The organism is Actinoplanes sp. NPDC051861 (assembly GCF_040681145.1).
In the GTDB taxonomy this organism is placed as follows: Bacteria; Actinomycetota; Actinomycetes; order Mycobacteriales; family Micromonosporaceae; genus Actinoplanes.
The window spans coordinates 448,259-471,462 of sequence record NZ_JBFAYE010000002.1; the positions used below are offsets into that span (position 1 = coordinate 448,259).

The following is a 23,204-nucleotide window of genomic DNA, read 5'->3' on the forward strand; positions in this document are numbered from 1 at the left end:
TCACCGCATCCCTCGGACGGCGTTGCGGAGTTCCTGGGCGCGGCGGCGGCTCTCGCTCGTGGCGCCGAGGAACAGCAGCACCACGCCGATCGGTACGAGCATCAGCCACGGCCCGCCCAGCGTGAAGGCGAACCGGAACGCGGCGATGACCGTCGCGACGGTGCCGACGACCACGGGCGCCTGCTGGCGGGTCCGCGAGCCGATGATCAGCGTGATCACCGCGCCGAGCAGGAGCAGCACCTCGCGCAGGTCGCCGCCGTTGCCGGCCAGCACGATGCCGGCCGTCGGGACGAACGCGGCCAGCAGCGCCGGGCCGTACGCCGCCCAGCTGCTCAGATCGGGCCGGTGGTGCGCCTCGACCACACCGACCGCGAGCGCCAGCGCCGCGAACGGCAGCGTGTACGCCTCCGGCAGCCCCACCTCGGCCAGCGCGATGAACAGCCACCAGCCGACGATCTCGAAGCCGACGGCCACCCAGAACAGTGTCCGCCGCTGGTTCGGGGTCCGGTCCGGGCGCGACGCGGTCAGGCCGAGCACCGCACCCCACGCGGCCAGCAGCGCCGCCAGATGGGGCAGCGAGTCGTAGGCCAGCACACCGGCGATGACCGCCGACGCGTAGCCGCACCACTCGACGGTGACCGCCTCGGCCCGGTACTGCGGCAGCCCCAGCCGTGGCAGCGCCGCCTCCAGCGAGAGCAGCGCGGCGCCGACGGCCAGCACGCCGAACGCGGCCCAGTGCCGTTCCAGGCCGGCCGCGATCGCGCCGGTCATCACGAACGCCTGGCCCATCAGCGCGGCGAACAGCCAGCCCAGGATGCGGGCCATCTGGGTGCGACCGCCGATCGCCGCGACCAGGCCGACACCGATCGCGCTGCCGAGCGTGAACAGGGTGAGCGTCTGCTCGGCGAGGCTGCCGGACAGCCCGGCACCGCCGGCGAGCAGGCCGATCACGAAGACCACGTTGCGGGTGGTGCGCAGCAGCGGCGCGCGGGTGACCACCGGTGGCGGGGTGAGCGCCAGGCCGAGCATCGAGATGGTGAAGACGACGAGCGCCGCGCCGGTCGCCGCCGGGAAGGCCGCGCCGAGCGCGATCGGCGTGATCAGCAGGGTCAGCGCGATGCCGGGGAGCACCACCGGTACGGCCTCCGACGCCCGGCCGCCGAAGCCGATCGCGGCCAGGGCCGCGGCGCCGGTGAGCAGCAGCGCGGCGAGCGCGCCGGTGGCGTCGACGTTGCCGGCGTCGGGGGTGGCGAGTGCCGCGACCGGGCCCTCCCAGATCGCCTTCAGCTGCTGCATCGGGTCGATCAAGGCGGCCCGCAGCGCCGGGGCCAGCGAGAAGAGCGCCAGGACGGTCGGGATGAGCGCCATGCCCACCGCGCCGGTGGCCGGGTCGGCGAGCCAGCGTTCGAGCCAGCCGCCGCCCAGGCCGCTGGACCGGAACGCGCCGCGGCGGCCCCGGGCGAACCGGGACGTCGGCGGGAACTCGATCGGGGCGATCCGCTCGATGGGCGCGGGAACGGCGCCGCGCAGCATCTCGGCGAGTACGCCGAGCAGGGCGGCCGCGGCGGCGTACAGGGCCGTCGAGTAGTTGGTGGGCAGCGAGGTGATCGCGGTGATGGTGGCGCCCAGGACCAGGCCGATCGTGGCCCAGGGAAGGTACTGCGCGATGTGCCGGCCGACGGCGGCGAGCAGGGCCAGGCCGAGGCTGGAACCGGCGAGCGCGGCGGTCAGCACCACCTGGGTGCCGTGACCCTGGTCGGCGGCGAACGCGGCGAAGACGCCGGGCAGGGCCAGCAGCGCCGAGGCGGTCGCCGCGCCGCCGATCTGGGCCCGGTGCCGGGGCAGCACCAGCACGGCGGGCTGTCCCGGTTCCAGCTGGACGAACTCGACGGTGGGCACCGGCTCGTCGGTGGCGGCGACGGGCCGGGGCGGTACCCGGGCCATCACGGCGACCAGGGCGCCGAGCATCACGACCAGCAGCAGTGCGAGCGCGGTCGACCAGGGCTGGACCAGGGCGGTCGCGCAGGCGTGCAGCAGGACGGCGCCGGCGACCGCGGCACGGGCACGCGCGGGTGCCGGGTGGACGGCGGCGACCGCGGCGAGGGCGTACGCGATCGCGACCGCCCCGCCGATCAGCAGCGGTGACCACCAGGGGAGGCCGAAGGCGTACGGCGCGCCGACGGTGGCGAGCGCGGCGGCCAGGCCGGAGAAGTACGACGAGTGCGGCTTCGGCATCGCGATGGCGGCCGTGATCGCGATCATCACGAGCGCGAACGGTGCCTGCCAGGCGCCGGGTGGCGGGTCGGCCGCGTACTGGCTCAGGTCGGCGCCCCAGAGCGGGCCGGGCGCGGAGAGGATCTTCAGGCCGCCGACCAGCGCCTGCCAGCCGGCGATCGCGCCGACCACACCCGCGGCGATGGCCAGGCCCCGGGCCGGTCCACGCCGCCAGTCGTCCTGCAGCACGGTGACACCGAGGCCGACGAGCAGCACCACCACGCCGGCGACGGCGAGCGGCGCGTCCGGGAAGGCGAGCGCGGCGACCCGGGCCAGCGCGCCGCAGATCGCGACGGTGGCGGCCGCGGCGGCGATGTCCGGGCCGTCCAGTGAACGGTCGGTCCGGCCGCGGGCGTCGATCGACTTGGCGAAGAACAGCAGGCCGGCGGCGCCCAGCAGCAGCGCGCCCACCCACAGGTCGGGTGCGGTGGCGCCGGGGGCGAAGAGCGCGGCGATCGCCATCGCGACCGCACCCAGGCCGGTGCCGACGGTCAGCGGCAGGCTGATCTCGCGCCGGGCCACCTGGAACACGGCCGCGTAGCTGAGCGTGCCGGCCACCGCGAGGAAGCCGGCGGCGAGCGCGGGCACGGTCGACCCGGCGGTCGGCGGAGGACCGCCGCCCGGGTCGGAGATCGCGAGCGCGGCGGTGACCGCGGCGCCGGGCAGCGCGAGCGCGGCGGCGCCGGCGGCCCAGTCGCCGACGAGCCAGGCGAAGAGCCGGACGGGGATCTGCCGTGCGGCGATCGCGACCATCACACCGGCACCGGCGATCGCGGTCAGGACGGCGGCGGTCAGCCAGGAGGCGCTCAGCGCGGCGCCGGCGCCGAACAGGCCGACCACACCGGCGGCGGCGACGTGGGCGACGGCGACCCGGTGGGTGCTGGCCCACAGCCCGGCCGCGCCCAGCCCGATGGAGGCCAGCACGAGCGGCCAGGGCGCCTCGGACCAGGGCAGGCCGAGCGAGGCGGGCACGGCGAGGGCGGTCAGGGCGATGCCCGCCACGGCACCCTCGTGCCGGATCCCCTCGGGCAGGGCCAGGGCGGCGCCGATGGTGAGCAGCAGGGCGCTGAACGCGAGCAGCCAGCCGGACGGGCCGACGGCGTCGGCGAGCTGCTGCGAGTAGGCGGTGGTGTCGGCGTTCCAGATCGGCCGGGCGGCGGCGACCGGTGCGACTGCGGCCTTCAGCGCGTCCAGGGCGACGATCAGGCCGATCAGGGCGAGAGCGGCGGCGGAGGCGTACTGCGGGCCCCGGCGTACCGGCTCGGGCAGCATCCCGACGACCGCGCCGGCGATCGCGACCACCGCGCCGGCGACGACCAGCGTCCAGCGCTGATCGATCACGTCGGCGAGCCGGGCGCTGGCGCCGATCACGGCGAGGGTCAGCACGCCGCCGGCGATGTTGAGCGCGAGCGGGTTCTTCAGCAGCCGGGCGGCGGCGACGGCGGTCGCGGCGGCGGCCACCAGGATGAGGCCGGAGCGCAGCGCGTCACCCAGCAGCTGGGCCTGCAGCAGGGCCACCGACGAGTAGATCAGGGCACCCGCGCACGCCAGGCAGAGCAGGAAGAACGTGAGCTCGCGCAGCCAGTCGGCGGAGGGCGGGCTGGCGGGCGGCGCGAGCGGCATCGAACCGGCGGCCGGCGCGCCCTCGGGCCGGGGACCGGGGAAGATCCGGGTGGGTATCCAGCGCCGCCGCGGCCGGTTCAGCCCCGGGATGATGAGGTCGGGCTCCTCGGGGCGGGACTCCGGGCGCGGCGGGGCGTCCGGGGCGTAGGCCGCCGGGTCGGCCGGATCGGGGGCACCCTCGCGGCGGGCGAACCGCTCACCGTCGGCGTCGGCCTCGGCGAGCGACTCGCGGTCGGCGGACACGGGCCGGCCCAGGGGCCAGCGCGGCACGAGCCTGCCGGATCGGATCACGGTGGTGAGAAGGAGCAGGTCGAGCACGGCCACGGCGGTCAGGGCCAGGCCCCAGCCGGCAGGGCTTTCAATGAATGGGTACGCGAGAAGCGGCGCGACCGGCTGGGTCGCGATGACTGTCGCGTACCGGGGAGCGGCGAGTCGCGTGGCACCGGCGTAGACGAACCCGGCCACCGCGGTGATCGCGAACGTGATGCCGAGGTAGAGCGCGACCGGCACATGGGGGCCGCCGGTGAGGGGGCTGCCGTGCAGGGCGTACATCGTCATCGGCAGCAGGATCAGGCCGACCGCGGCGATCGTCTCACCGGTCGAGGTCAGGCCCCGCCGGGCCACACCGGGCGCGACGGTCAGGGCGATGCCGGTGGCGAGGGCCAGGATCAGCGTCCGGGCGAACGGGTTGCTGACCGCGACACCGGCGAAGACCACGGCGGCCACGCCGAGCAGCAGCGCGCCGAGGCCGAGCAGGATGTTCTGCACCGACTGGGTGGAGGCCTCCGGCGGATGCTCCATGGTGGCCAGTGGCGGGCGCCGGGGCCCGACGCGCTCCGACGGGGGCGGATCGTCGACCAGGACGGTCGCGCCGTCCGAGGCGACGCCGGGCGAGCCGGTGTACGCGGTACCAGGCTCGGCCCAGTCCGGCGGCCCGTCGGTGGGGCGGCGGCGGGCGCTCCCGGCCCGCGGCGGCGTTTCGGTGTCCTGGGGCTCGTCGTCGTCGATGTCCGGGCGGCGTGCCGAGGGTGGCGGTGGTGGCGGGAAGTCGTCGTCCGCCTGCGGGCGGCGGGTGGTGGTGCGCCGGCTCTTCGAACCCTTGGACTTCTGCGCGTGCGCCAGGATGTCGCGCTGGAACATGGCGGCCTGCAGTTTGCTCGCGATCGTGGTCCGCTCCTTGGCGGCCTGCATGTCACGTATCTTCAGATCCGCGATGGAGGCATCGATCCGAGCCAGTTCGTCCGCATAGTCGGGCTCGTCAGCCTTCGCCACAAGACCTCCTTGACCAGCCGCCGGCGCCAACTATTTAGAGCATGCCGGTACGACACCTCATTAGAACAGTCTCAACCGGGTGGAGATCTGTGGAAACGGCCCCGAACCCGGCACTTTTCCAGCATGGGCAGTTCCGGCGGGATATTCCGCACACTCCCCGGCTGTTGCCAGCGGCACGCTACGCGCCGGTAACATTGCGGCGGGACCGCCTGAGGGAAGGTTAAGGAGCATGGCTGATTTCGACGTCTACCGGCTTCCGGAAGACCACGAGACGATCCGCGCCGCCGTGCGCGAGGTCTGCGACGCGCGGGTCGCACCGAACGCGGCCGAGGCCGACGAGACCGGCGAATTCCCCAAGGCGTCGTACGACGCTCTCCGCTCGTCCGACTTCCACGCCCCGCACATCCCCGTCGAGTACGGCGGTGCCGGCGCGGACGCCCTCGCCACCGCGATCGTGATCGAGGAGGTGGCCCGCGCCTGCGCCTCCTCGTCGCTGATCCCCGCGGTCAACAAGCTCGGCACGATGCCGCTGCTGATCGCCGGGTCCGAGGACCTCAAGCAGCGCTACCTGACGAAGGTGGCCTCCGGCGAGGCGATGTTCTCGTACTGCCTGTCCGAGCCCGAGGCCGGCTCCGACGCCGCCTCGATGACCACCCGCGCGGTCCGCGACGGCGACCACTGGGTGCTCAACGGCGTCAAGCGCTGGATCACCAACGCCGGCGTCTCGGAGTACTACACGGTCTTCGCGGTCACCGACCCGTCCGCCCGCTCCCGCGGCATCTCCGCCTTCGTGGTGGAGAAGTCCGACGAGGGCGTCAGCTTCGGCGCACCGGAGAAGAAGCTCGGCATCAAGGGCTCGCCGACCCGCGAGGTCTACTTCGACAACGTACGCATCCCGGCCGACCGCATGATCGGCGACGAGGGCACCGGCTTCGCCACCGCGATGCAGACCCTCGACCACACCCGCGTCACCATCGCCGCACAGGCCATCGGCATCGCGCAGGGGGCGCTGGACTTCGCGCTGGGATATGCGAAGGAGCGCAAGCAGTTCGGCAAGCCGATCGCGGACTTCCAGGGCCTGCAGTTCATGCTCGCGGACATGGGCATGAAGCTGGAGGCGGCCCGGCAGCTGACCTACACGGCGGCGGGCAAGAGCGAGCGCGGGGACGCGGACCTGACCTACTTCGGGGCGGCGGCCAAGTGCTTCGCCTCAGACGTGGCCATGGAGATCACCACCGACGCGGTCCAGGTGCTGGGCGGCTACGGCTACACCCGCGACTACCCGGTCGAACGCATGATGCGCGACGCGAAAATCACCCAGATCTACGAGGGCACGAACCAGGTCCAGCGCATCGTCATGGCACGGCAGCTCCTGAAAGACTGAAAAGGGAACGTTCGTCAGGTCAGAGCGGGGTTGACTTCCGGAAGTCAACCCCGCGGTCCGGTCGGCGCCCCGCGCTGATCGCATCCCCACCGACAAGCCGGCGATAGGATTCGAATCAGCACCCGACCGTCTGCCGGATACGCGATAGGGGACTGGACTGTGGCTGAGTTGACCGAGCCTGGGCCAGGCGCGCCGCGCGGGTCACGCTACGCAGATCAGCGGCCATATGCCGTCGTTGAGCGCCTTGACGAGTTGAACGGGCCGACCGCCGGGCAGGTGGTGCTCAGCCGACGGCTCGACTGGTCCGGGCGTGCGCGATACGACCTCGACAACCCGCGCCGGCTCGCCAGCATGTACGAGACCGTCCTGCGGGAGGCGACCACCACCGAGGATCTTCAGCAATGGTTGAACGGGCCGACACTCCTACGTCTTTGGGGCAGCCTGGTTCTCCCGCCGCCGGTGCGACTCGCCTGGGAGGCGAAGCACGCGGTGCTTGCTGAGGCGCGCAGGGCCGCCGCGTAGTGCCGCACGAGGCGGAGCCGCTACATCTCGTGCTTGCTGAGATCGGTCTTCGGGCTGGCGGTCCGTTCGGTTTCGCCCTCGCCGGCAGACATGGCCTTTGAAAGCGAGGGATTCGACGTCGCGGTCGATCTCCGCTTGGAGACATTCGCCCGGCTACACGTCAGTCAGGCCGCCGATCCGGATCGACAACATCGAGTCGAACTCGTTGCCAACTGGCGAACTCAACCACCCGTCGAGATGCAAATCGGTCCGGTGCTGCATGCCGATGACGTGATGGCGGGCAAGATGGACGCCCTGTACAACCGGGCTGCCGCGCGGGACTTCATCGACATCGACGCCGCTATAACTCGTGGCCGATATACGCAGGAGCAGCTCTGCGTCCTGGCGTCTGAGGCCGATGCCGGATTCGACAGGCAGTTCTTCGCTCAGATGCTGGGCACGATCGAACGCTTGGACGATCAGGACTTCTTCGACTATGGACTCGAACGGGACCAGGTTGCGTCGATGCGTGAACGCTTCCGAGCCTGGCAGGCCGAGATCCGATCTTTGCCAGGCTGACCAGGGGCGGCCGTCCGTAACCCCGCAGGCGTCACTCAGATTCACCAGGGCTGAAACGGCGCCCCCCACGAGGGCTCGGGCTGTGTGAAGATGCAGCACCGGGCTCATCAAGGAGCGTGAATGACCGATTCTGCCCAGACCGCCTCCTGGCGGAGGCGCGGATGGTTGCTGCTTTACACCGTGCTGGTCGTTGCGGGGCCGGTGCAGACGATCACCACCGCTGTGGTCAAGTTCGGCGACGAGGCCAAGAAGGATCGGCTGGAGGCGGCCGGGTTCTGGCTCCCCGCGGTGGTCGTCACGAGTGACCAGGCTTCGAGCAGCACTTACGACAAGACCAAGCTCACCTACGACCTCCTGGGCCGGACCTACACCGCCACGATTCGCGGATATCTCGGTGAGCCGGGGACCGCGACGAACGTGCTGGTCGACCCGGCAGATCCGTCGTCGTTCATGGCCGTAAACGGGAGGACCGACGACTCGCGCCATCCGTTCAACACGTGGGCCGGGATGCCGTGGGGTGTCGTCTTCACCGCGCTCGGCGTGACCGGTTTTGTCGTGGATCGGCGGCAGCGGCGCGCGGTGCCGGCGGCGGTGGATCGGCCGGGGCGGCCCGGCAAGCTCAACAAGCGGAGCAAGTCATGAGTGAAGGGTCGTAGAAAAATGCCCGCTTCCTTCCCCTGGCCACGGGCGATCTCCCTGTCGGCCGGGCTCTGCATGCTCGGCGGCTGGGTGTGGGACTCGCTCCTGCTCTGGGCGCTGGCCGCCGTGCTGGCCACGGTTGCCCTGGTGCTGGACCGCAGGAGCAAGGCCAAGCGGCAACGCTGAGTTGAACGGCCGGGCGAAAACGCCCGGCCGTTGTGCTGTTCCGGCGCGTCCGGTTTGCGTGTGGGGCGACGTGCGGCTACCTTCCTGGAAATGAAAATCGCTTTCACTGGCAAGGGCGGCAGTGGGAAGAGCACCCTGGCCGCGCTCTTCGTCGGATACCTGCGCGCGGACGGGCGCCGTGTCCTGGCCGTCGACGCGGACGTCAATGTGCATCTCGCGCCGCTCCTGGGAGTGCCCACCGGTGCGGAAGGAGCGCTCTCCCATCCGGACAACGTGGCTGCCGTGCGGCGACATCTGCTCGGTACGAACGTGCTCGTGGGTGGGGTGGAGCGGTTCGTGTCGACGACGCCGCCGGGGCCCGGGTCGCGGCTGGTGACGCTGGACGCGGGGGATCCGGTGCTGGCGGGGCACGCGGTGGCGCTCGACGAGCGGACGCATGTGATGCATGTGGGTACCTATGAGCCGGAGAACATCGGGGCCGGCTGCTATCACGGGCACCTGGCGATCCTGGAGAACCTGCTGTCGCACCTGAGCACCGGCGACGAGGACTGGGTGGTGTGCGACATGGTGGCCGGCACCGACGCGTTCGCCAACTCGCTGCACGCGCAGTTCGACGCGATCGTGGTGGTGGTGGAGCCGACGCCGGAGTCGACGACGGTGGCACGGCGGTATCGGGAGCTGGCCGGGGCGGCGGGGGTGGGTGACCTGCTGGTCTTCGTCGGGAACAAGGTGGTGGACGAGGTCGACCGCGACTATCTGCGGCGGGAACTGGGTGTGGAACCGCTCGGGGTGGTGCCGGTGCAGGCGGGTCTGCGGCGGGCGCGGCAGGCGGGTGCCTGCCCGCGGCCGGAGGATCTCGACGACGTGGGGCCGCTGCGGCTGATCGCCGAGCGGGTGCGGCCGGTGTCGCCCGAGCGGCGGTCCGCTCAGCTGCGGGAGCTGCACCTGAAGACGGCCGGGAAGCGCTGGGTCCGGGACGCCTTCGGCGACGTCACGGACCAACTCACCGCCCCAGCCGAGTCATGACGCGAACCGGGCCACCAGGCCGTGCCGCGGCGCCAGCACCTGAGCCACCAGGAACGCGCCGGTCAACGTGAGGACGATCGTGCCGCCCACCGGCAGGTCCCACGACCACGACAGATAGAGGCCGGCAACCGAGCACCCGGCACCCACGACCGGAGCCAGGACCATCATCACCGGCAGCCGATCGGTGAGGAGCCGGGCCGTCGCGGCGGGCGTGACCAGAAGAGCGAGGACCAGGATGTTGCCGATGGTCTGCACGGCCATCACGACGGCCACCGCCACGAGCACGTAGAGGACCAGGTCGAGGCGGAACACCGGCAGGCGCAGGGCGCGGGCCATCTCCCGGTCCAGGGTCACGGCCACGAATTCCTTGTGCAGTACCAGCACGGTCAGGAGTACGGCGATCGTCGCGCCGCCCACCACGTACAGATCCCGCTCCGAGATTCCGGTGATCGATCCGAACAGGAACTGCTGGAGCGAGCCGGCGTACCCGGGTGCGCGGGAGATGATCACGATGCCCAGCGCGAACGCGGCCACGAAGAAGATGCCGATGACCGAGTCCTCCCGCAGCCGCCGGTCCTGCGCGAAGACGCTGACCAGCAGCGCGGTCACCACGCCGGCCACGGTTCCGCCGGCGACCAGGCTGCCGGAGAGGAGGAACGCGACAGCCAGGCCGGGGAAGACGGCGTGGGCGACCGCGTCGCCGATGAACGCCATGCCGCGCAGGACGACGTAGCAGCCGACGACCCCGCACATGATCGCGGCGAGGGTGGCGACGGTCAGGGCCTTGGGCAGGAAGGCGAGGTCGGGGTTGAGCAGGTCGGTCAGGAACTGCAGCGGGGACAATTTCAGGCTCCGGAGGGTACGGGCAGCGCGAGCGCCTTGAGCAGATGACTTCCCGGGCCGACGGCGAACGTCTCCATCCACACGGACGGGTCCCGCAGTTCGGCGGCCGGCCCGCTCGCGATCACGGTGCGGTTGAGCAGGATCAGCCGGTCGCAGGTGTACGCCGCAGCGGCCAGGTCATGTGTAGCCATCACCACGGCCCGCTCCCGTGCGATGGCCGTGAACAGCTCGGTGAGGCTCTCCTGCGCCGGCATGTCGAGCCCTGTGAACGGTTCGTCGAGCAGCAGCACCGGCGGGGCGAGCACCAGGGCCCGGGCCAGCAGCACGCGTTGCCGCTGACCGCCGGACAGCTCGCCGACGGGTCGTTTTCGCAGGTCGCCGAGGCGTACCTGGTCGAGCGCGTCCCGGGCGGCACGCCGGTGCGCGGCGCCCGGCCGGCGGAACAGGCCGATCCGCCGGACCAGGCCGCTGATCACCGCGTCCTCCACCGAGGCCGGGAAGTCCCAGGCGAACTCGTGGCGCTGCGGGACGTATCCGGCGCCGGCGCTGATCACCCGGCCCGAGCGCAGCGGGACGAGCCCGAGCGCGGCGCGGATCAGGGTGGTCTTGCCGGCACCGTTGGGGCCGAGCAGCGCGACGAACTCACCGGCGTCGACTCGCAGGCTGACGTCCCGCAGCACCGGCCGGCCACCGAGATCGGCGCTGACACCGGCCAGCTCCAGGGTCATCGGGCGGCCCGCCGGAGGACGACGGCGAGGGCCACGATCAGCAGGGCGGCCAGCAGGCCCGCTCCCACCGGCAGCAGCGGCGGTTTCTCCGTACCGTTGGAAAGGTCGGAAACGGGAGCCCGCGGTGCGCTGGAGGAAGCCGGATCGGTGGCGTCGCCGACCGCGAAGCGGAGGACGGCCTCGGCGTCGACGCCGGACCCATCGGCGAGATCGGCGGCGAAGCCGACGGCGAGCAGATAGACGCCGGGCTCGCTGAAGACCCAGTTGGCGTGCGTGTGCGTGTTGTTCTCCACCCAGACGGGCTGCGGGAACGGCTTGGCGCTGCTCCACAGAACCTGCGGCGCGCCGAGATTGCCGGACTGGAGAAAGACGCTGACGTCGCCCGGTCCCTGCACGCCGCGCAGGGTCATCGTGACCCCGCGGCTGACCGCACTACGGACGCCGGGGTCCTGGGTGTTCCAGCCGATCCACACGACGCCCTGACGCTCGGTCTGCGGGACGACGTGCACCTCGGTGCCGGGTCGCGCGCCGAGGAACGCGTAGGCCTCGTCGTCCGGCACCGGCCGGAGAGCGGTGTCGCGGACCCGCAGCACCGTCGCGGCCGGATCGCGCCAGACGGCCGGGACCGCGGTGTCGTCGTGCACCTGCACGGTCCATTTCCCGTCGCGGTACCGGGGTCCGATGTCGACATGACCGGCCTCCAGGACAGCCGGCGCCGGCGTCGCCACCAGGGCCAGGGCGAGCATGAAATTGATCAAGGGACGTCCTCAGGTCAGGCAGGAGCGGAGGGAGTCGGCGTTGAAGCGCATCATCGCCACGTAGCTGGTCACGCGGTCGTCGAAGGCGTCGCCGTAGATGTCGCAGATCCGTACGCCCTGCTCGCGGGCCACCTCGACGAGCGTGGTGGAGCGGGCGCGCAGGTTCGGTTCCAGGAACACCGCGCCGACGTGCAGGGTGCGCAGCGTCTGGGCGAGGCGGCGGCGGTCGGCCAGGCTGGGTTCGACCGCCGGGTTCGGGGTGACGAAACCGGCGACCGGGATGTCGTAGGCCTTCGCCAGATAGCCGAACGCGTCGTGCGTGGTGACCAGATGCCGCCGCTCCCGCGGTATCGCGGCGATCCGGGACCGGACGTAGTCGTCCACTTCGGTCAGCTCGCGCAGGTAGCGGTCGGTGTTCGCGCGGTAGGCGGCGGCGCCGTCCGGGTCAGCCGCGGTCAGGCTGTCGCGGATCAGTTCGGCGTAGGCCTGCGCGTTGCGCACGTTCTGCCACAGGTGCGGATCGATCTCGCCGTGCACATGCCTGCCGAGCACGGCCTGCGGAAGCTGATAGATCCGGGTGCCGGGACGGGCCAGGAAGCGGTGGGCCGGGCCGGCGGGCACCTCACGCAATGCTTTGGAGGGAACTTCGATTACCGTACGGGCAAAAGCGCGCTGTTCCTCGTCGGTGTGCAGGTGCATCTCCCCGGCGTCGATGTCGACAGCGATGTCGGTGTGCCCGTCCCGCAGCACCGTGGTCGTGCCGGGCAGATGTGGGTCGACGCCGACGGCGAACGTGATCACGTCCTCGCCCATCGGCACCGGGTCGCTCGTGGTGTCGACGGCGAGTTCGGCGCGCAGCCTCAGGCGGTAGATGCCGGGGTCGGTGAACGCCCAGCTCATGTGGGTGTGCGCGTCCGGGGGCAGGACCATCGTGCCGTTGCCGGTCTGTCCCGAGTCGAAGAACACGGCCGGCTCGCCGAACGACTCGGTGAGGTAGGCGACCATCCGGCCCGGCCCGGTGACGTTCGTGGCGGTGAGCCGGATGTCGGAGGAGCGGGTCACGCCGTACCGGGTGCCGTCGCCCTCCGCGCGCAGGCCCAGCCAGATGGTGTCCAGCGAGACGTCCTCGACCAGCGGGATGATCTCGGCCGCGTACCTGGTGGCGCCCTCGGCGAGGGAGATCTGCCGCACCCCGCGGGGCAGGTTGGCGTCCAGTGTCTTGATCACGCTCTGCGCCTCCAGCAGCAGGTAGTTGCTGAAGGCCACGTCGGCGTACACGATGTTGCGCACGTCGCGCAGGGTCGGCTCGTACGCGTGCGCGTCGGCCTTGTCCGGGACGATCGAGTCGACCAGCACCCGGTCGCCGCCGACGTTGCGGACCAGGTCGGCGAGGATCCCGGTGGTGGTGACGACCTGGACCCGGTCGTCGGTGGCGGAGAGGGCGGGCGGCGCGGTGCAGCCGGCCAGCGTGAGGCAGGCCAGCAGCGCGACCGGGGTTCGGTTCATTAAGGTCTCCCACGTGGGCCCGCTCCAATTCCGGTGGAGCGGGCCCACGCTGCTCACGGCAGGACGGTGAAGGTGAACGCCTTCGTGCCGGTGGTGACGGTCGCCCCGGTGCTGGCGAGCTTGCCGGTCACCTCGAAGGACACGGTGTAGGTTCCGGCGCTGGTGAAGCCCCAGTTGGCGTGGGCGTGCACGTTGCGCGCCACGGTTCGGGTGTCGGGCAGCCCGTCGCTCGAGTCGAACACCCTGGTCGGCGTGCCCGCGGACACGGTGTAGACGCTGACCTGGCCGGGCCCGCTGACCCCGGTCAGGCGGAACGTCACCGAGTTGCCCTGCAGCACGTTGTTCGGAATCTCGGTGGTGTTCCAGCCGGCCCAGAGCAGGCCGGCCGTGCTCGCCTGGGGCAGCACCCAAGCGGTGGCGCCGGGACTGCCGAGGAACGACCAGCCCGAACCGGACGGGACGGTGATCTTCGCGGTGGCCGGGACCTGCAGGACCACGTCGGCGGGGTCCCGTTCGGCGGTGTCGTCGTTGACGGTCAGGACGAGCGTCCCGGCGTTGTAGTCGACGTCCAGGACGTCGACGTGCCCGCTGGTCAGGGTGACGGGTGCGGCGGCGACGACGGCGGCCAGAGTCAACGCGACGACGGCGTTCACGGCTGCACCACGACCTTGTAGACGGCCGGCTCGGAGACCACGGTGTCCCCGCTCGCGGCCAGCGTGGCGGCGGCACGCACCTTGATCAGGTAGACGCCGGCCTTCTGGAACGCCCAGCTGGCGTGCCGGTGCTCACCGCCGGTGAGGGCGAGTGCGTCGGGCAGGCCGTCGCCGCTGTTCACCAGGACCTGCGGGGTGCCGGTGGCGTCCTCGGTGAACAGCGCCAGGCGACCGGGACCGATCACCTTCTCGACCTTGAGGGTGACGGCGTCGCCGGGCTCCATCTCCTCGGCGGAGAGGCCTGGCCAGAGCAGTTCCTCGTTCTGGATCTCGGGCAGGATCCACACCGGCGCGCCGGTGGTGCCGAGGAACGACCAGCCCGAACCGGACGGGACGGTGGTCCGGGCGGCCTTCTTGACCAGGAGGACCACGTCGTCGGGGTCGCGTTCGACATCGGGCTCGACAGTCTCGTCGTGTACGCCGATCTCCAGGGCGCCGTCCTCGTAGGACACGTCGACGACGTCCACGTGTCCGGCACCGAGGACCACCGGGGCGGCGGCCTGCGCCGGTAGTGCGGTCGTGAGGAGCGTGGCGGCCAGTACGCCGCCGCAGAGCAGAAGTCTGCGCAAGGGGTTCTCCTTCGATGGATCGCCGGTGTGCCCGGCGCCTTCCCAGATGCTATTGGTTTTCATTTTCATTAGGAAGGGCGGCGCCGCCTTGTGATCAGAACGGCGGCGGTGCCGGTGGCGAGGAGGACGACGCCGGCGGCGGCGAGGAACGCGATGTTCGTGCCGGTACTGGCGAGGCCGCCGGACTGGGTCTCGCTCCCGCCACCGGTTTCACCGGTGCTTGTGGAGTCGCCGACGGCGAACGTCAGCGTTTTCGTGTCGGAGACGGTCTCGCCGGCCGTGGTGGTGGCGGTCATCTCGACGGAGAGCCGGTAGCGGCCGGGTTTCGTGAAGGCCCAGTTGCCGTGCGCGTGGGTGTTCGGGGCGATCGCGAGCTGCTGCGGCAGCTTCTCGGCGGAGTCGAAGATGACCTCGGGAGCCCCGAACGAGCCGGTGAGGAAGAGCTTGACGGCGCCGGGGCCGGCCACGGATTTGAGGCGCCAGGTGACGTTGCCCCGAGTGCCCTTGACGACGGAGTCGTGCTGGGTGTTCCAGCCGGGCCAGACGATCCCGGACTGCTGCGCCTGGGGGAGCAGATGGATCGGGTCACCGGCGGTGCCGAGAAACGCGTAGCCCTCGCCGGCGGGCACCTCGATCCGCGCCTTGTCGGTGACCTTGAGAATCACGTCGGCCGGCTCACGCCAGGTCGGTGGGCTCGTGGCGTCATCCTTGAGCCGGATGGTGAGCGCACCGCCGGACAGCTGGGGCCCCATGTCGACGTGCCCGTCAGCGATGACCCGCACCCCGGCGGCCGACGCGGCGGCCGACGCGGCGCCCGTCGCGGCGGTCTTCTGGGCCGGCGTGGCGCTGGGGACATTCACCACATAGGTGGCTTCATCCGAGGTGTTCTCGGCGGTCGCGCGCAGTTTCACGCGGTATTCGCCCGCGGCGTCGAAGAGCCACACCAGACCTCCGGTGCGCCGCCCGGCCCGGACCTCCACGCCCGCCGCCCGGTCCCCGCCGTCGCCGTCGCTGGCGCTGGCGCTGTCGCTGTCGCTGTCGAAGAGCAGGGTCGGCCGTCCCCACGGTGACACCGTGTAGGCGGCGAACGACCCCGGCCCCTCCACGCCGACCAGATCCAGCGAGACCGTCCCGGCGTCCCGGACCCTCGTCGTGTCGATCGAGGGGAAGCCGTGCCCGCCCTGCCAGAGCGCCCACACCGGCCGGCCCGGCCTGCCGAGGAAGTCGAACGCGGCGTCCGCCGGCACCGCGCCGACCGGCTGCGCGCGGGCGGTGAAACGCAGCCGGTCCGGGTCCGTGCCGCCGGTCGCGCCGCGTTCCCGGAAGGCCAGCCGCACCTTCCCGCCCTCCGTCGACACCGACACGAGGTCGGCACCATCCACATCGGGCTCACCGGGTGCGGCGTGCGACGGGGCGGCTCCGGGGAGGAGCGCCAGCAGCGCTGCTGCCGTGGCCGCGGCTGTGCTGCGGATCATGTCGGTCCTTTCTGGACCATGGCCAGGTCGTGGCCGCGTCGTTCGGCGGCGGCCAGGGCGGCGGTGAGCCGGCGGCGGCGATGGCGCCGGAGGGCTACGGCTGCGGCGACGAGGGCCAGGAGCGCCAGCTGCGGCCACGGGATCAGCCACAGCGTGTGGTGGGACTCGGCACGGACCGAGCCGGCCGTGACGGTGAGCGTCACCCGCTGCCGGAACAGCGGTGGCACGTCGGCGATCGTTACCGAGGTGCGCAGGGATCCGCCGGGCAGGATCTCCGGCAGGGGCGGGGCGGCGCCGTTGCCGCTGCCCAGGCCGAACAGGCCGCCGGCCCGTGCCGATGGCTCGCCGGAGAGCCGGACGTTGCCGGTGTTGGCGACGGTGAACCCCGCGGTGATCGACGGCAGCCGGAACGGATTCCAGGGCGCTGCCGTGTCCATTCGGACGTCGGTGAGGGTGAGTTCGGGGCGGAGTGGGCCGGTCACCCGCAGGTGGACGCGGGTGCCGACCCGGTGTTCGACGGTCACCCCGCCCCGGGTGCTCTCCGCCGGCGTGGCCACCACACCGGCGGCGTGGTCGCCGGGTGTCGCGTTCTCCGGCACGGTCACGGTGATCGGCACCACGACACGCGAGGACGACGGCAGCGTGACGACGTCGCGTCCGAGTTTGATCCAGGACCCGGCGCCGGTCGGACGTGTCTCCCCGCCCGGCAGGTCGAACCCGCCCGTCGGTGTGGTGAAGGCGTCACCGGCGTACAGGCGCAGGGTCAGGGGGCGGCCGGAGTGGTTGGTGACGGCTACGTGGTCGGTGACGGTCGCGCCGGGGTCGAGCTTGTAGTCGAGGGCCGGGCGCCCGTTCGGTCCCTTCGGCCCGGACGGCGAGACGGACCAGGTGAGCGGCCCGGCGGCCGGTGCGGCGGTGGCGGGGGTGGACGGAACCAGGAGGGTTGCGGCGGCCAGGGTGGCCGCCGCTTTGCTCGTACGCATTCAGATCGCGGTGAGGGTGAGCGTGCCGGTATAGGTTCCGGCCTCGGTGTCGGTCGGCACGCTGAGCCGCAGCGCGGCGTCCAGGCGTGCGGTGCCCAGCCCCGCACCCGCCGGCGCGGTGGCCAGCACGGCGCTGCCGCCCAGCCCGGTGCCCGGCTGCCCGGAGACGTACGGCACCGCCACCGGCCCGGCGACCGCTCCCTGCCGGCCGCCCTGCTGGACGACAGCCGGCGTCCAGCCCAGGTAGCCGCCCGCGAAGTCCCGGCCGTCCGAGGTGCGGAACCCGTCGGCGACCTGGCCGGACGCGGTCCAGCCCGGTTTGGCCGCACGGGTGTCGGTGACCGTGACCGGCTGGAGCGCGCCGGTGCTCTCCCAGCGGTCGCCCGTCGCGGACAGCGAGGCGGCGGGCAGTGTCACGACGCGGTGTTCGGGGTCGACGCTGAGCACGAGAGCGCCCTCGGTGCCGTCGATCGTGGCGGTCACCGACTTGGCCGCGCTGCTGCCCTCCTGCGGGAACGCCACCCAGAGCGTGACCGGGTCGCTGGAGGCCGCCACGTTCTCGCCGTCGTAGAGCCTGACCAGGTACTCCGTGGCGTTCAGCGCACGGGTGGCCGTGAAGCTGTACGCCGCACCCGTCTCGCCCTCGACCGGCGCGAAGTCCGGGTCGTCCGGCCGCTTGCTGAACCACTGGTAGCGGGTCAGCGATCCCTGCGGCGTCTGCACGGCCTGCAGTGTCACCGTGTCGCCCGGCTGGTACTCGCCGTCGGCGAGGCCGGAGACGGTGAGGCCGAGTTCGCCGCCGCCGACCACGAAGCGGTAGTCCACCGGGCCGGTCGAGACGGGCGTCCCGCCGGTCAGGGTCGCGTCGGCCTGGAACTTCAGGGTGTACGCGCCGGGCGCCGAGAACACCCAGCCGGCGTGCGCGTGGGTGTGCACCGGCACGTCGAGGCGGTCCGGCAGGCCGTCGGCGCTGCGGAACTTGATGGTCGGTGTGCCGAGCGAGTTGGTGTCGAAGAGCGTCACGTCGCCGGGGCCCTCGGCGCCGACCAGGCTGATCGTCACCCTGTCGTCGACCAGGACGCCGCGGTCCAGCGCGCCGGTGTTCCAGCCGGGCCAGAGCAGTGCCGGGTCCTGCACCTGCGGCAGCATCCAGATCCGGTCGCCGGGCGAGCCCAGGAGGGCGAACGTGGGCAGGTCGGGGACGGCGGTCTCGGCGGCGGGCAGCACCTGGAAGGTGACGTCGGCCGGGTCGCGGACCACGGCGGGGCTCACGGTGTCGTCGCGGACCTTCAGCCGCAGCGCACCGTCCACATAGTGCACGTCGATCGCGTCGGTGTGGCCCTTCGCGAGCACGACCTGCTCGGCGGCGGACGCCGGTGCGGGTCCGATCAGGACGGTGGCGGCCACGATCGCGGCCGTCGCTATGCGTTTCACGGGGTGTTCTCCTCCGAACCGGTGGTGGTGCCGGTCAGCGGGAAGCAGCCGGCGAAGGGGTCGGTCAGCTCACGCCACGCTTCGGTGCCGTCGGCGAGTTCGGCGTCGGTGAGCAGGCAGGACCGCAGGAGTGCGGTGATGGCGGTGTGGTCCAGGTGCAGGCCGATCAGTGCCAGCACGGTGCGCCGGTCGCCGTAGTAGGGGTCCCACGCGAGATCGGCGGCGATGCGGCGGTCGGTGCTGGTCTCGGTCCAGCGCTCCTCGGGGAGAGCGGCGAGCCAGTAGCCGAGGCTGCCCAGGCTGATGCCGCCGCCGGCGGACTCGAAGGCGATGACGGTGTCCGGCTGACTGGCGATCCACAGCTGGCCGCGCCCGCGCAGTGCCTCGCCGGTCAGGTCCTCCAGAGCGTCGTGCAGGCGCTGCGGATGGAAGGGGCGGCGGCTCTCGAAGAGGATCGAGGCAACGCCGGTGGAGTCAGGCGCATGCAGGGCGATGGGTCGCCCTTCGAGAGCGCGGCCGAGCATTCCGGGGCACGCCGGGTCGTGACGAGCGGTTTTGCGTACGAGAGACGCGAGCCCGGTGCAGTCGAGGCTGTGTGTGGTGCCGACCGGCACCTGGACGGCCCAGGGTGCGAGCCGGTGTACGAGTGTCCCGACCCGGTCGAGTTCCGCCGGATCGGTGCCGGGGCGGCTCCACAGGATCGCCGTGTCGCAGAACTCGACCTGGTGCGCGACCACCTCGGCCACCGCCCGGTGATCGTTCTCAGCGGCGTGCAGGTCACGGTGGCGCAGGTCGTCGGTGCTGGTCAGGTCGTCGAGGAAGTGGTCGGCGTCGATGACCGTGACGTACGAGTCGAACCGCACCGTGTCGGTGACCGGCGCGCAGACCGAGGCGAGCGTCTCGGGTTCGACGGCCGGCGGCAGGACCAGCAGCAGGTCGTGGCCGGGGTGGGTACGCGCCAGGCGCACCAGGGTCGGCAGGACGTCCTCGCGCAGCGTGCAGGAGACGCAGCCGTGCACGAGCTCGACGGTGGTCTGCTCGATCAGCTGGGCGGCCGAGCGGACGGTTCGCCGCACCACCCCGTCGCGGATACCGGTGAGGTCGTGACCGACGGCCAGCAGTTCCTCGTCGGCGATCAGCAGGGCCCGGGCTGCGGCCTGCACGGCACCCGGTGAGAAGCCGGACAGCACGGTGACGGCGGGCCGGGCGTCCACGGCGGCGGGCAGGGCGGAGGTCGTCGAATCAGCGCTCACGCCCTCCATGTTGTTGGAAATGGTTTTCATTGTAAAGTCGCGGCATGTCGAACATCTGTGATGTCACCGGCGCCCGGCCGAGCTTCGGCAACGCCGTGTCGCACTCCCATCGCCGCACGCGCCGCCGCTGGAACCCCAACGTCCAGCGGCGCCGCTTCCGCCTCGCCGACGGCACGACCGTGCGGCTCAACGTCAGCACCACCGGGCTGAAGATCATCGACCGCGACGGGATCGACGCCGTCGTCACCCGCATGCGCCGCCGCGGGGTGCGGACCTGATGGCCCGGCGTGGTCTTCGCGAGCGCGAGCTGCGGCGTGCCGAGCTGGTCGCGCGCCACTACGACCGGCGCGCCGAGCTCAAGAAACAGGTGCTGGACCCGTCGATGCGTGCCGAGGCCCTGCGAGCACTCGCCAGGCTGCCCCGCGACTCCAGCCCGGTGCGGCGCCGCAACCGCGACGTGGTCGACGGCCGGCCGAGAGGCGTGCTGACCAGGTTCGGGCTGTCCCGGGTCCGCTTCCGGGAGATGGCGCTCAGAGGCGAACTGCCGGGAGTGCGCAAAGCCTCCTGGTGACCCAGCGGGAAAGGCTCAAGCGGGTGGGGCGGCGCCCGAGGCGATGACCGCGGACACCGCGATCGCGAGGCCGTCGGCGTCGGTGTACGGGGTGGTCAGCCGATTGAAGGCGGCACGGATCGCGGCGCGCACGTCGGCGGGCTGGGCGAGGACTGTGGCGGACGTGCGGACCGTGCCGTCGATCAGGCCGTCCCACAGCTCGTCGGCGGACGCGAGACGCTGGGTGAACGCCACGGTTGTCGAGCGCGCGCCGGTGAGGCCCGCGGCGTGCAGCAGGTCGATCAGGGCACCGCTTTCGGCGTACCGGAAGAACGACGGCCCGGGGGGAAGATCAGCCGGCGGCGCCGCGCCCACCTCGGCCACCGCGTCCACCAGGACCCCGACGAACCGTGCCCGTTCCGGCAGGTCCCAGACGCTCAGGGCGAGGCGGCCGCCGGGCGCGAGCACCCGCGCGCACTCGGCGACCGCGACCTGCGGTTCGGCCAGGTGATGCAGCAGGAAGTTACCGGCCACGGCGTCGAAGGAGGCCGCCGCGAACGGGAGCGCCTCGGCCGACGCCTGTCGGAAATCGATCGCGGGAAAGCGGCTGCGCGCGAGCCCGACCATCGCCGCGGAGAGGTCCACCCCGACGGGCCGCGCGCCGCGTTCGGCAGCCCGGGCGGACGCCTCGCCCGACCCGCAGGCCACGTCGAGGAAGCGGTTCCCGGCGCGCAGATCGGCCGCGTCGACGACGTGGGATCCGGCGGGCACACCGGCCGCGTCGAGCAGCGGATCCACCACCCGGGCGGTGATCCGGCCGAGCAGCCTGTCGTAGCCGGCGGCTCGTTCCTCCCAGCCGGCCTGTTCGAAGCGACGGAACGCTTCCACGCGGCGAGCGTACGCTGCGAAGAATGCGGGTCAACCTGACGCCCGTCGATGGCGTGCACGTCACCACCCTGATGGACAACTCGTCGGACGCGCTGCTCCCCGACGAGGGACTGGTGCGGCGCTGGGGACTGAACGGCACGTCCGGGCCGCTACCGGTGGTGCCGGCCGAGTTCGCGGCCGGCGGCACCAGCTACGACTTCCTCCGCGCCGAGCACGGCTTCTCGGCGCTGATCGAGGTGCGGGTGGACGGCCGCACCCGCCGGGTCCTGTTCGACACCGGCGTCACCACCGACGGCCTGATCGGCAACCTGGACCGGCTCGGGATCGCGCCGGACACGTTCGAGGCGATCGTCTTCAGCCACGGGCATTTCGATCACGTGATGGGTCTGCACGGGCTGGCCCGCCGCCTCGGCCGGACCGGCCTGCCCGTGCTTCTGCACCCCGACTTCTGGCTGCAGCGCCGGATCGTCGCACCCGACCGGACCCTGGAGCTGCCCTCACCCAGCCGGTCGGCGATCGAGGGCGCGGGCTTCGCGGTGGTCGAGGAGCAGCAGCCGTCGTTCCTGCTGGACGGGATGCTGCTGGTCACCGGCGAGGTGGACCGGACCACGCCGTTCGAGACCGGGATGCCGCCCGCGCACCAGGCCTTCCGGGACGGCTCCTGGCAGCCCGACCAGGCCGTGCACGACGACCAGGCGGTCGTCCTGCACGTCCGGGACCGGGGCCTCGTCGTGCTGACCGGTTGTGGTCACGCCGGAATCGTGAACATCGTCCGGTACGCCCGCCGGCTCACCGGCGTCGACCGCATCCACGCCGTGCTCGGCGGCTTCCACCTGCGCGACGGCCCGATCGTCGCGGAGACCGTGACCGCCCTGGCCGCCGAGGCGCCCGCGGTGATCGTGCCGGCGCACTGCACGTCGTGGAAGGCGCAGCAGGCCCTCGCCGCCGGGCTGCCGGACGCGTTCCGGCCCAACGGAGTCGGCAGCCGCTTCGAGCTGTGAGCGGTCGGCCGGCGACCTGTCGGCAGCCGCTTCGAGCTGTGAGCCGTCAGCCGGCGACCTGGCGGCAGCCGTTTCGAGCTGTGAGTTGTGCGTCCGGTCAGCCGGCGACCAGGCGCAGGGGCTCGGCCAGGTTGCGCAGGGCGGTAGCGGTCGCCTGGTCGGCCGGGAGGTAGACGAGTAGGCGCTGGTCGTCGTCGGCGGAGAGTTCGAGGGTTTCGTAGGCGAGGCGCAGCGGTCCGGCGTCCGGGTGCGCCAGGCGCATGGTGCCGCTGGCACGCGGCAGGCCGGGCACGTTGGCGACCCGGTCGGTGAACTCGTCGCCGGCCAGGACGGTCAGGTCGTCGGCGAGGGCGGCCACGTGCGGGTCGGCGCGGAAGGGGCCCTGCTTGAGGGCGGCGACCTGCTCGTCGGCGGCGTGCGGCCAGTCCGGGTAGAAGTCCCGGGCACGGGGATCGCTGAGGATGTAGCGGGCCAGGTTGGGCGGGTCGCCGTCCAGCAGGCCCATCGGCGCGGTGAGGCGGGCGAAGCCGCCCGTCCAGGCGAGCAGGTCGCTGAGCTGGTTCAACAGCACTGCCGCGGCGGGTTCCAGCTGGTCGAGGACGGCCCGGACGGTGGGCCGCACGGTGCGGGCGGGACCGGCGCCGCCGCGGCAGCTGAAGCCGGGGTCGGCGGACTTGGCAAGCCGGTGCAGGTGGACGCGCTCGGCGGGGGTGAGGTGCAGCACACCGGCGAGCGCGGCGAGCACCTGGGCCGACGGGTGGCGGTCGCGGCCCTGTTCGAGCCGGATCACGTACTCGATGCTGACGCCGGCCAGCATCGCCACCTCGGCGCGGCGCAGTCCCGGGGTGCGCCTCCGGTCACCGGCGGGAAGCCCGGCCTCGCCCGGCGTGATCGCCTCGCGGCGCGTCCGCAGGAACAGGCCGAGCTCGTTGTCGCTCACCGCCCGACCGTAGCAACGTCGCGAGCCGTGCGGGTGTCCCCGGCACTACCACCCTGATCACGGCCTCCCCGATGTCCCC

22 protein-coding genes are annotated in these 23,204 nt (G+C 72.3%); 9 read left to right on the top strand and 13 right to left on the bottom strand.

What is annotated here, in order from left to right; genetic code table 11:
* Positions 1 to 5,169, bottom strand: coding sequence for a hypothetical protein (locus AB0M02_RS08775; RefSeq protein WP_364223687.1), 5,169 nt, complete (start codon positions 5,167 to 5,169; stop codon positions 1 to 3).
* Positions 5,170 to 5,398: 229 nt separating this feature from the next.
* Here AB0M02_RS08775 and AB0M02_RS08780 point away from each other — a divergent pair, with 229 nt between their 5' ends.
* The 6 genes from AB0M02_RS08780 to AB0M02_RS08805 all read left to right on the top strand — a co-directional run bounded on the left by AB0M02_RS08780 (position 5,399) and on the right by AB0M02_RS08805 (position 9,484).
* A complete protein-coding gene (locus tag AB0M02_RS08780; protein WP_364223689.1) occupies positions 5,399 to 6,553 on the top strand; it encodes an acyl-CoA dehydrogenase family protein in 1,155 nt (384 codons plus the stop codon).
* Between the two features lie 252 nt (positions 6,554 to 6,805).
* A complete protein-coding gene (locus AB0M02_RS08785) occupies positions 6,806 to 7,075 on the top strand; it encodes a hypothetical protein (RefSeq protein WP_364223691.1) in 270 nt (89 codons plus the stop codon).
* A gap of 33 nt (positions 7,076 to 7,108) precedes the next feature.
* On the top strand, positions 7,109 to 7,633 hold the full coding sequence (locus AB0M02_RS08790) for a nucleotidyl transferase AbiEii/AbiGii toxin family protein (RefSeq protein WP_364223693.1): 525 nt from the start codon (positions 7,109 to 7,111) through the stop codon (positions 7,631 to 7,633).
* Positions 7,634 to 7,753: 120 nt separating this feature from the next.
* Positions 7,754 to 8,275, top strand: a complete 522-nt coding sequence (locus tag AB0M02_RS08795) for a hypothetical protein (protein ID WP_364223695.1) — start codon at positions 7,754 to 7,756, stop codon at positions 8,273 to 8,275.
* 18 nt (positions 8,276 to 8,293) lie between these two features.
* Positions 8,294 to 8,458 (top strand): hypothetical protein, encoded by a 165-nt coding sequence (locus AB0M02_RS08800; RefSeq protein ID WP_364223697.1) that lies wholly within the window; start codon positions 8,294 to 8,296, stop codon positions 8,456 to 8,458.
* A gap of 90 nt (positions 8,459 to 8,548) precedes the next feature.
* Positions 8,549 to 9,484 (top strand): ATP-binding protein, encoded by a 936-nt coding sequence (locus tag AB0M02_RS08805; protein WP_364223699.1) that lies wholly within the window; start codon positions 8,549 to 8,551, stop codon positions 9,482 to 9,484.
* Here the strand turns inward: AB0M02_RS08805 and AB0M02_RS08810 are convergent.
* The 10 genes from AB0M02_RS08810 to AB0M02_RS08855 form a co-directional block, all read right to left on the bottom strand.
* Positions 9,479 to 10,327 (bottom strand): anchored repeat-type ABC transporter permease subunit, encoded by an 849-nt coding sequence (locus AB0M02_RS08810; RefSeq protein ID WP_364223701.1) that lies wholly within the window; start codon positions 10,325 to 10,327, stop codon positions 9,479 to 9,481. The genes AB0M02_RS08805 and AB0M02_RS08810 overlap by 6 nt on opposite strands.
* Positions 10,328 to 10,329: 2 nt before the next feature.
* Positions 10,330 to 11,055, bottom strand: a complete 726-nt coding sequence (locus AB0M02_RS08815) for an anchored repeat-type ABC transporter ATP-binding subunit (protein ID WP_364223703.1) — start codon at positions 11,053 to 11,055, stop codon at positions 10,330 to 10,332.
* Positions 11,052 to 11,813 (bottom strand): choice-of-anchor M domain-containing protein, encoded by a 762-nt coding sequence (locus AB0M02_RS08820; RefSeq protein WP_364223705.1) that lies wholly within the window; start codon positions 11,811 to 11,813, stop codon positions 11,052 to 11,054. The genes AB0M02_RS08815 and AB0M02_RS08820 overlap by 4 nt, the downstream gene beginning before the upstream one ends.
* 9 nt (positions 11,814 to 11,822) lie before the next feature.
* Positions 11,823 to 13,319: an anchored repeat ABC transporter, substrate-binding protein gene (locus AB0M02_RS08825; RefSeq protein WP_364223707.1), complete on the bottom strand. Its 1,497-nt coding sequence runs from the start codon at positions 13,317 to 13,319 to the stop codon at positions 11,823 to 11,825.
* Between the two features lie 53 nt (positions 13,320 to 13,372).
* The gene (locus AB0M02_RS08830) at positions 13,373 to 13,972 is read right to left on the bottom strand and encodes a choice-of-anchor M domain-containing protein (protein ID WP_364223709.1); all 600 of its coding nucleotides are present in this window, start codon (positions 13,970 to 13,972) and stop codon (positions 13,373 to 13,375) included.
* The gene (locus AB0M02_RS08835; RefSeq protein WP_364223711.1) at positions 13,969 to 14,601 is read right to left on the bottom strand and encodes a choice-of-anchor M domain-containing protein; all 633 of its coding nucleotides are present in this window, start codon (positions 14,599 to 14,601) and stop codon (positions 13,969 to 13,971) included. Before AB0M02_RS08835 ends, AB0M02_RS08830 begins: the two co-directional genes overlap by 4 nt.
* 68 nt (positions 14,602 to 14,669) lie before the next feature.
* Positions 14,670 to 16,076, bottom strand: a complete 1,407-nt coding sequence (locus tag AB0M02_RS08840; protein ID WP_364223713.1) for a TIGR03773 family transporter-associated surface protein — start codon at positions 16,074 to 16,076, stop codon at positions 14,670 to 14,672.
* Positions 16,073 to 17,059, bottom strand: coding sequence for a DUF916 domain-containing protein (locus AB0M02_RS08845; protein ID WP_364223715.1), 987 nt, complete (start codon positions 17,057 to 17,059; stop codon positions 16,073 to 16,075). Before AB0M02_RS08845 ends, AB0M02_RS08840 begins: the two co-directional genes overlap by 4 nt.
* Positions 17,060 to 18,493 (bottom strand): choice-of-anchor M domain-containing protein, encoded by a 1,434-nt coding sequence (locus AB0M02_RS08850; RefSeq protein ID WP_364223717.1) that lies wholly within the window; start codon positions 18,491 to 18,493, stop codon positions 17,060 to 17,062.
* Positions 18,490 to 19,755, bottom strand: coding sequence for a GTP-binding protein (locus AB0M02_RS08855; RefSeq protein ID WP_364224503.1), 1,266 nt, complete (start codon positions 19,753 to 19,755; stop codon positions 18,490 to 18,492). The genes AB0M02_RS08850 and AB0M02_RS08855 overlap by 4 nt, the downstream gene beginning before the upstream one ends.
* 35 nt (positions 19,756 to 19,790) lie before the next feature.
* On the opposite strand from AB0M02_RS08855, the gene rpmB reads away from it, so the two are divergent.
* Positions 19,791 to 20,024, top strand: coding sequence for a 50S ribosomal protein L28 (rpmB, locus tag AB0M02_RS08860; RefSeq protein WP_364223719.1), 234 nt, complete (start codon positions 19,791 to 19,793; stop codon positions 20,022 to 20,024).
* On the top strand, positions 20,024 to 20,317 hold the full coding sequence (gene rpsN, locus AB0M02_RS08865) for a 30S ribosomal protein S14 (RefSeq protein WP_364223721.1): 294 nt from the start codon (positions 20,024 to 20,026) through the stop codon (positions 20,315 to 20,317). Before rpmB ends, rpsN begins: the two co-directional genes overlap by 1 nt.
* Positions 20,318 to 20,332: 15 nt before the next feature.
* On the opposite strand, the gene AB0M02_RS08870 is transcribed toward rpsN, so the two are convergent.
* A complete protein-coding gene (locus tag AB0M02_RS08870) occupies positions 20,333 to 21,184 on the bottom strand; it encodes a class I SAM-dependent methyltransferase (protein ID WP_364223723.1) in 852 nt (283 codons plus the stop codon).
* 23 nt (positions 21,185 to 21,207) lie between these two features.
* On the opposite strand from AB0M02_RS08870, the gene AB0M02_RS08875 reads away from it, so the two are divergent.
* Complete coding sequence (locus tag AB0M02_RS08875; RefSeq protein ID WP_364223725.1) at positions 21,208 to 22,185, top strand: MBL fold metallo-hydrolase; 978 nt, start codon at positions 21,208 to 21,210, stop codon at positions 22,183 to 22,185.
* 97 nt (positions 22,186 to 22,282) lie between these two features.
* Here the strand turns inward: AB0M02_RS08875 and AB0M02_RS08880 are convergent, their stop codons facing one another.
* Positions 22,283 to 23,125: a helix-turn-helix transcriptional regulator gene (locus AB0M02_RS08880; RefSeq protein ID WP_364223727.1), complete on the bottom strand. Its 843-nt coding sequence runs from the start codon at positions 23,123 to 23,125 to the stop codon at positions 22,283 to 22,285.
* Between the last annotated feature and the right edge of the window lie 79 nt (positions 23,126 to 23,204).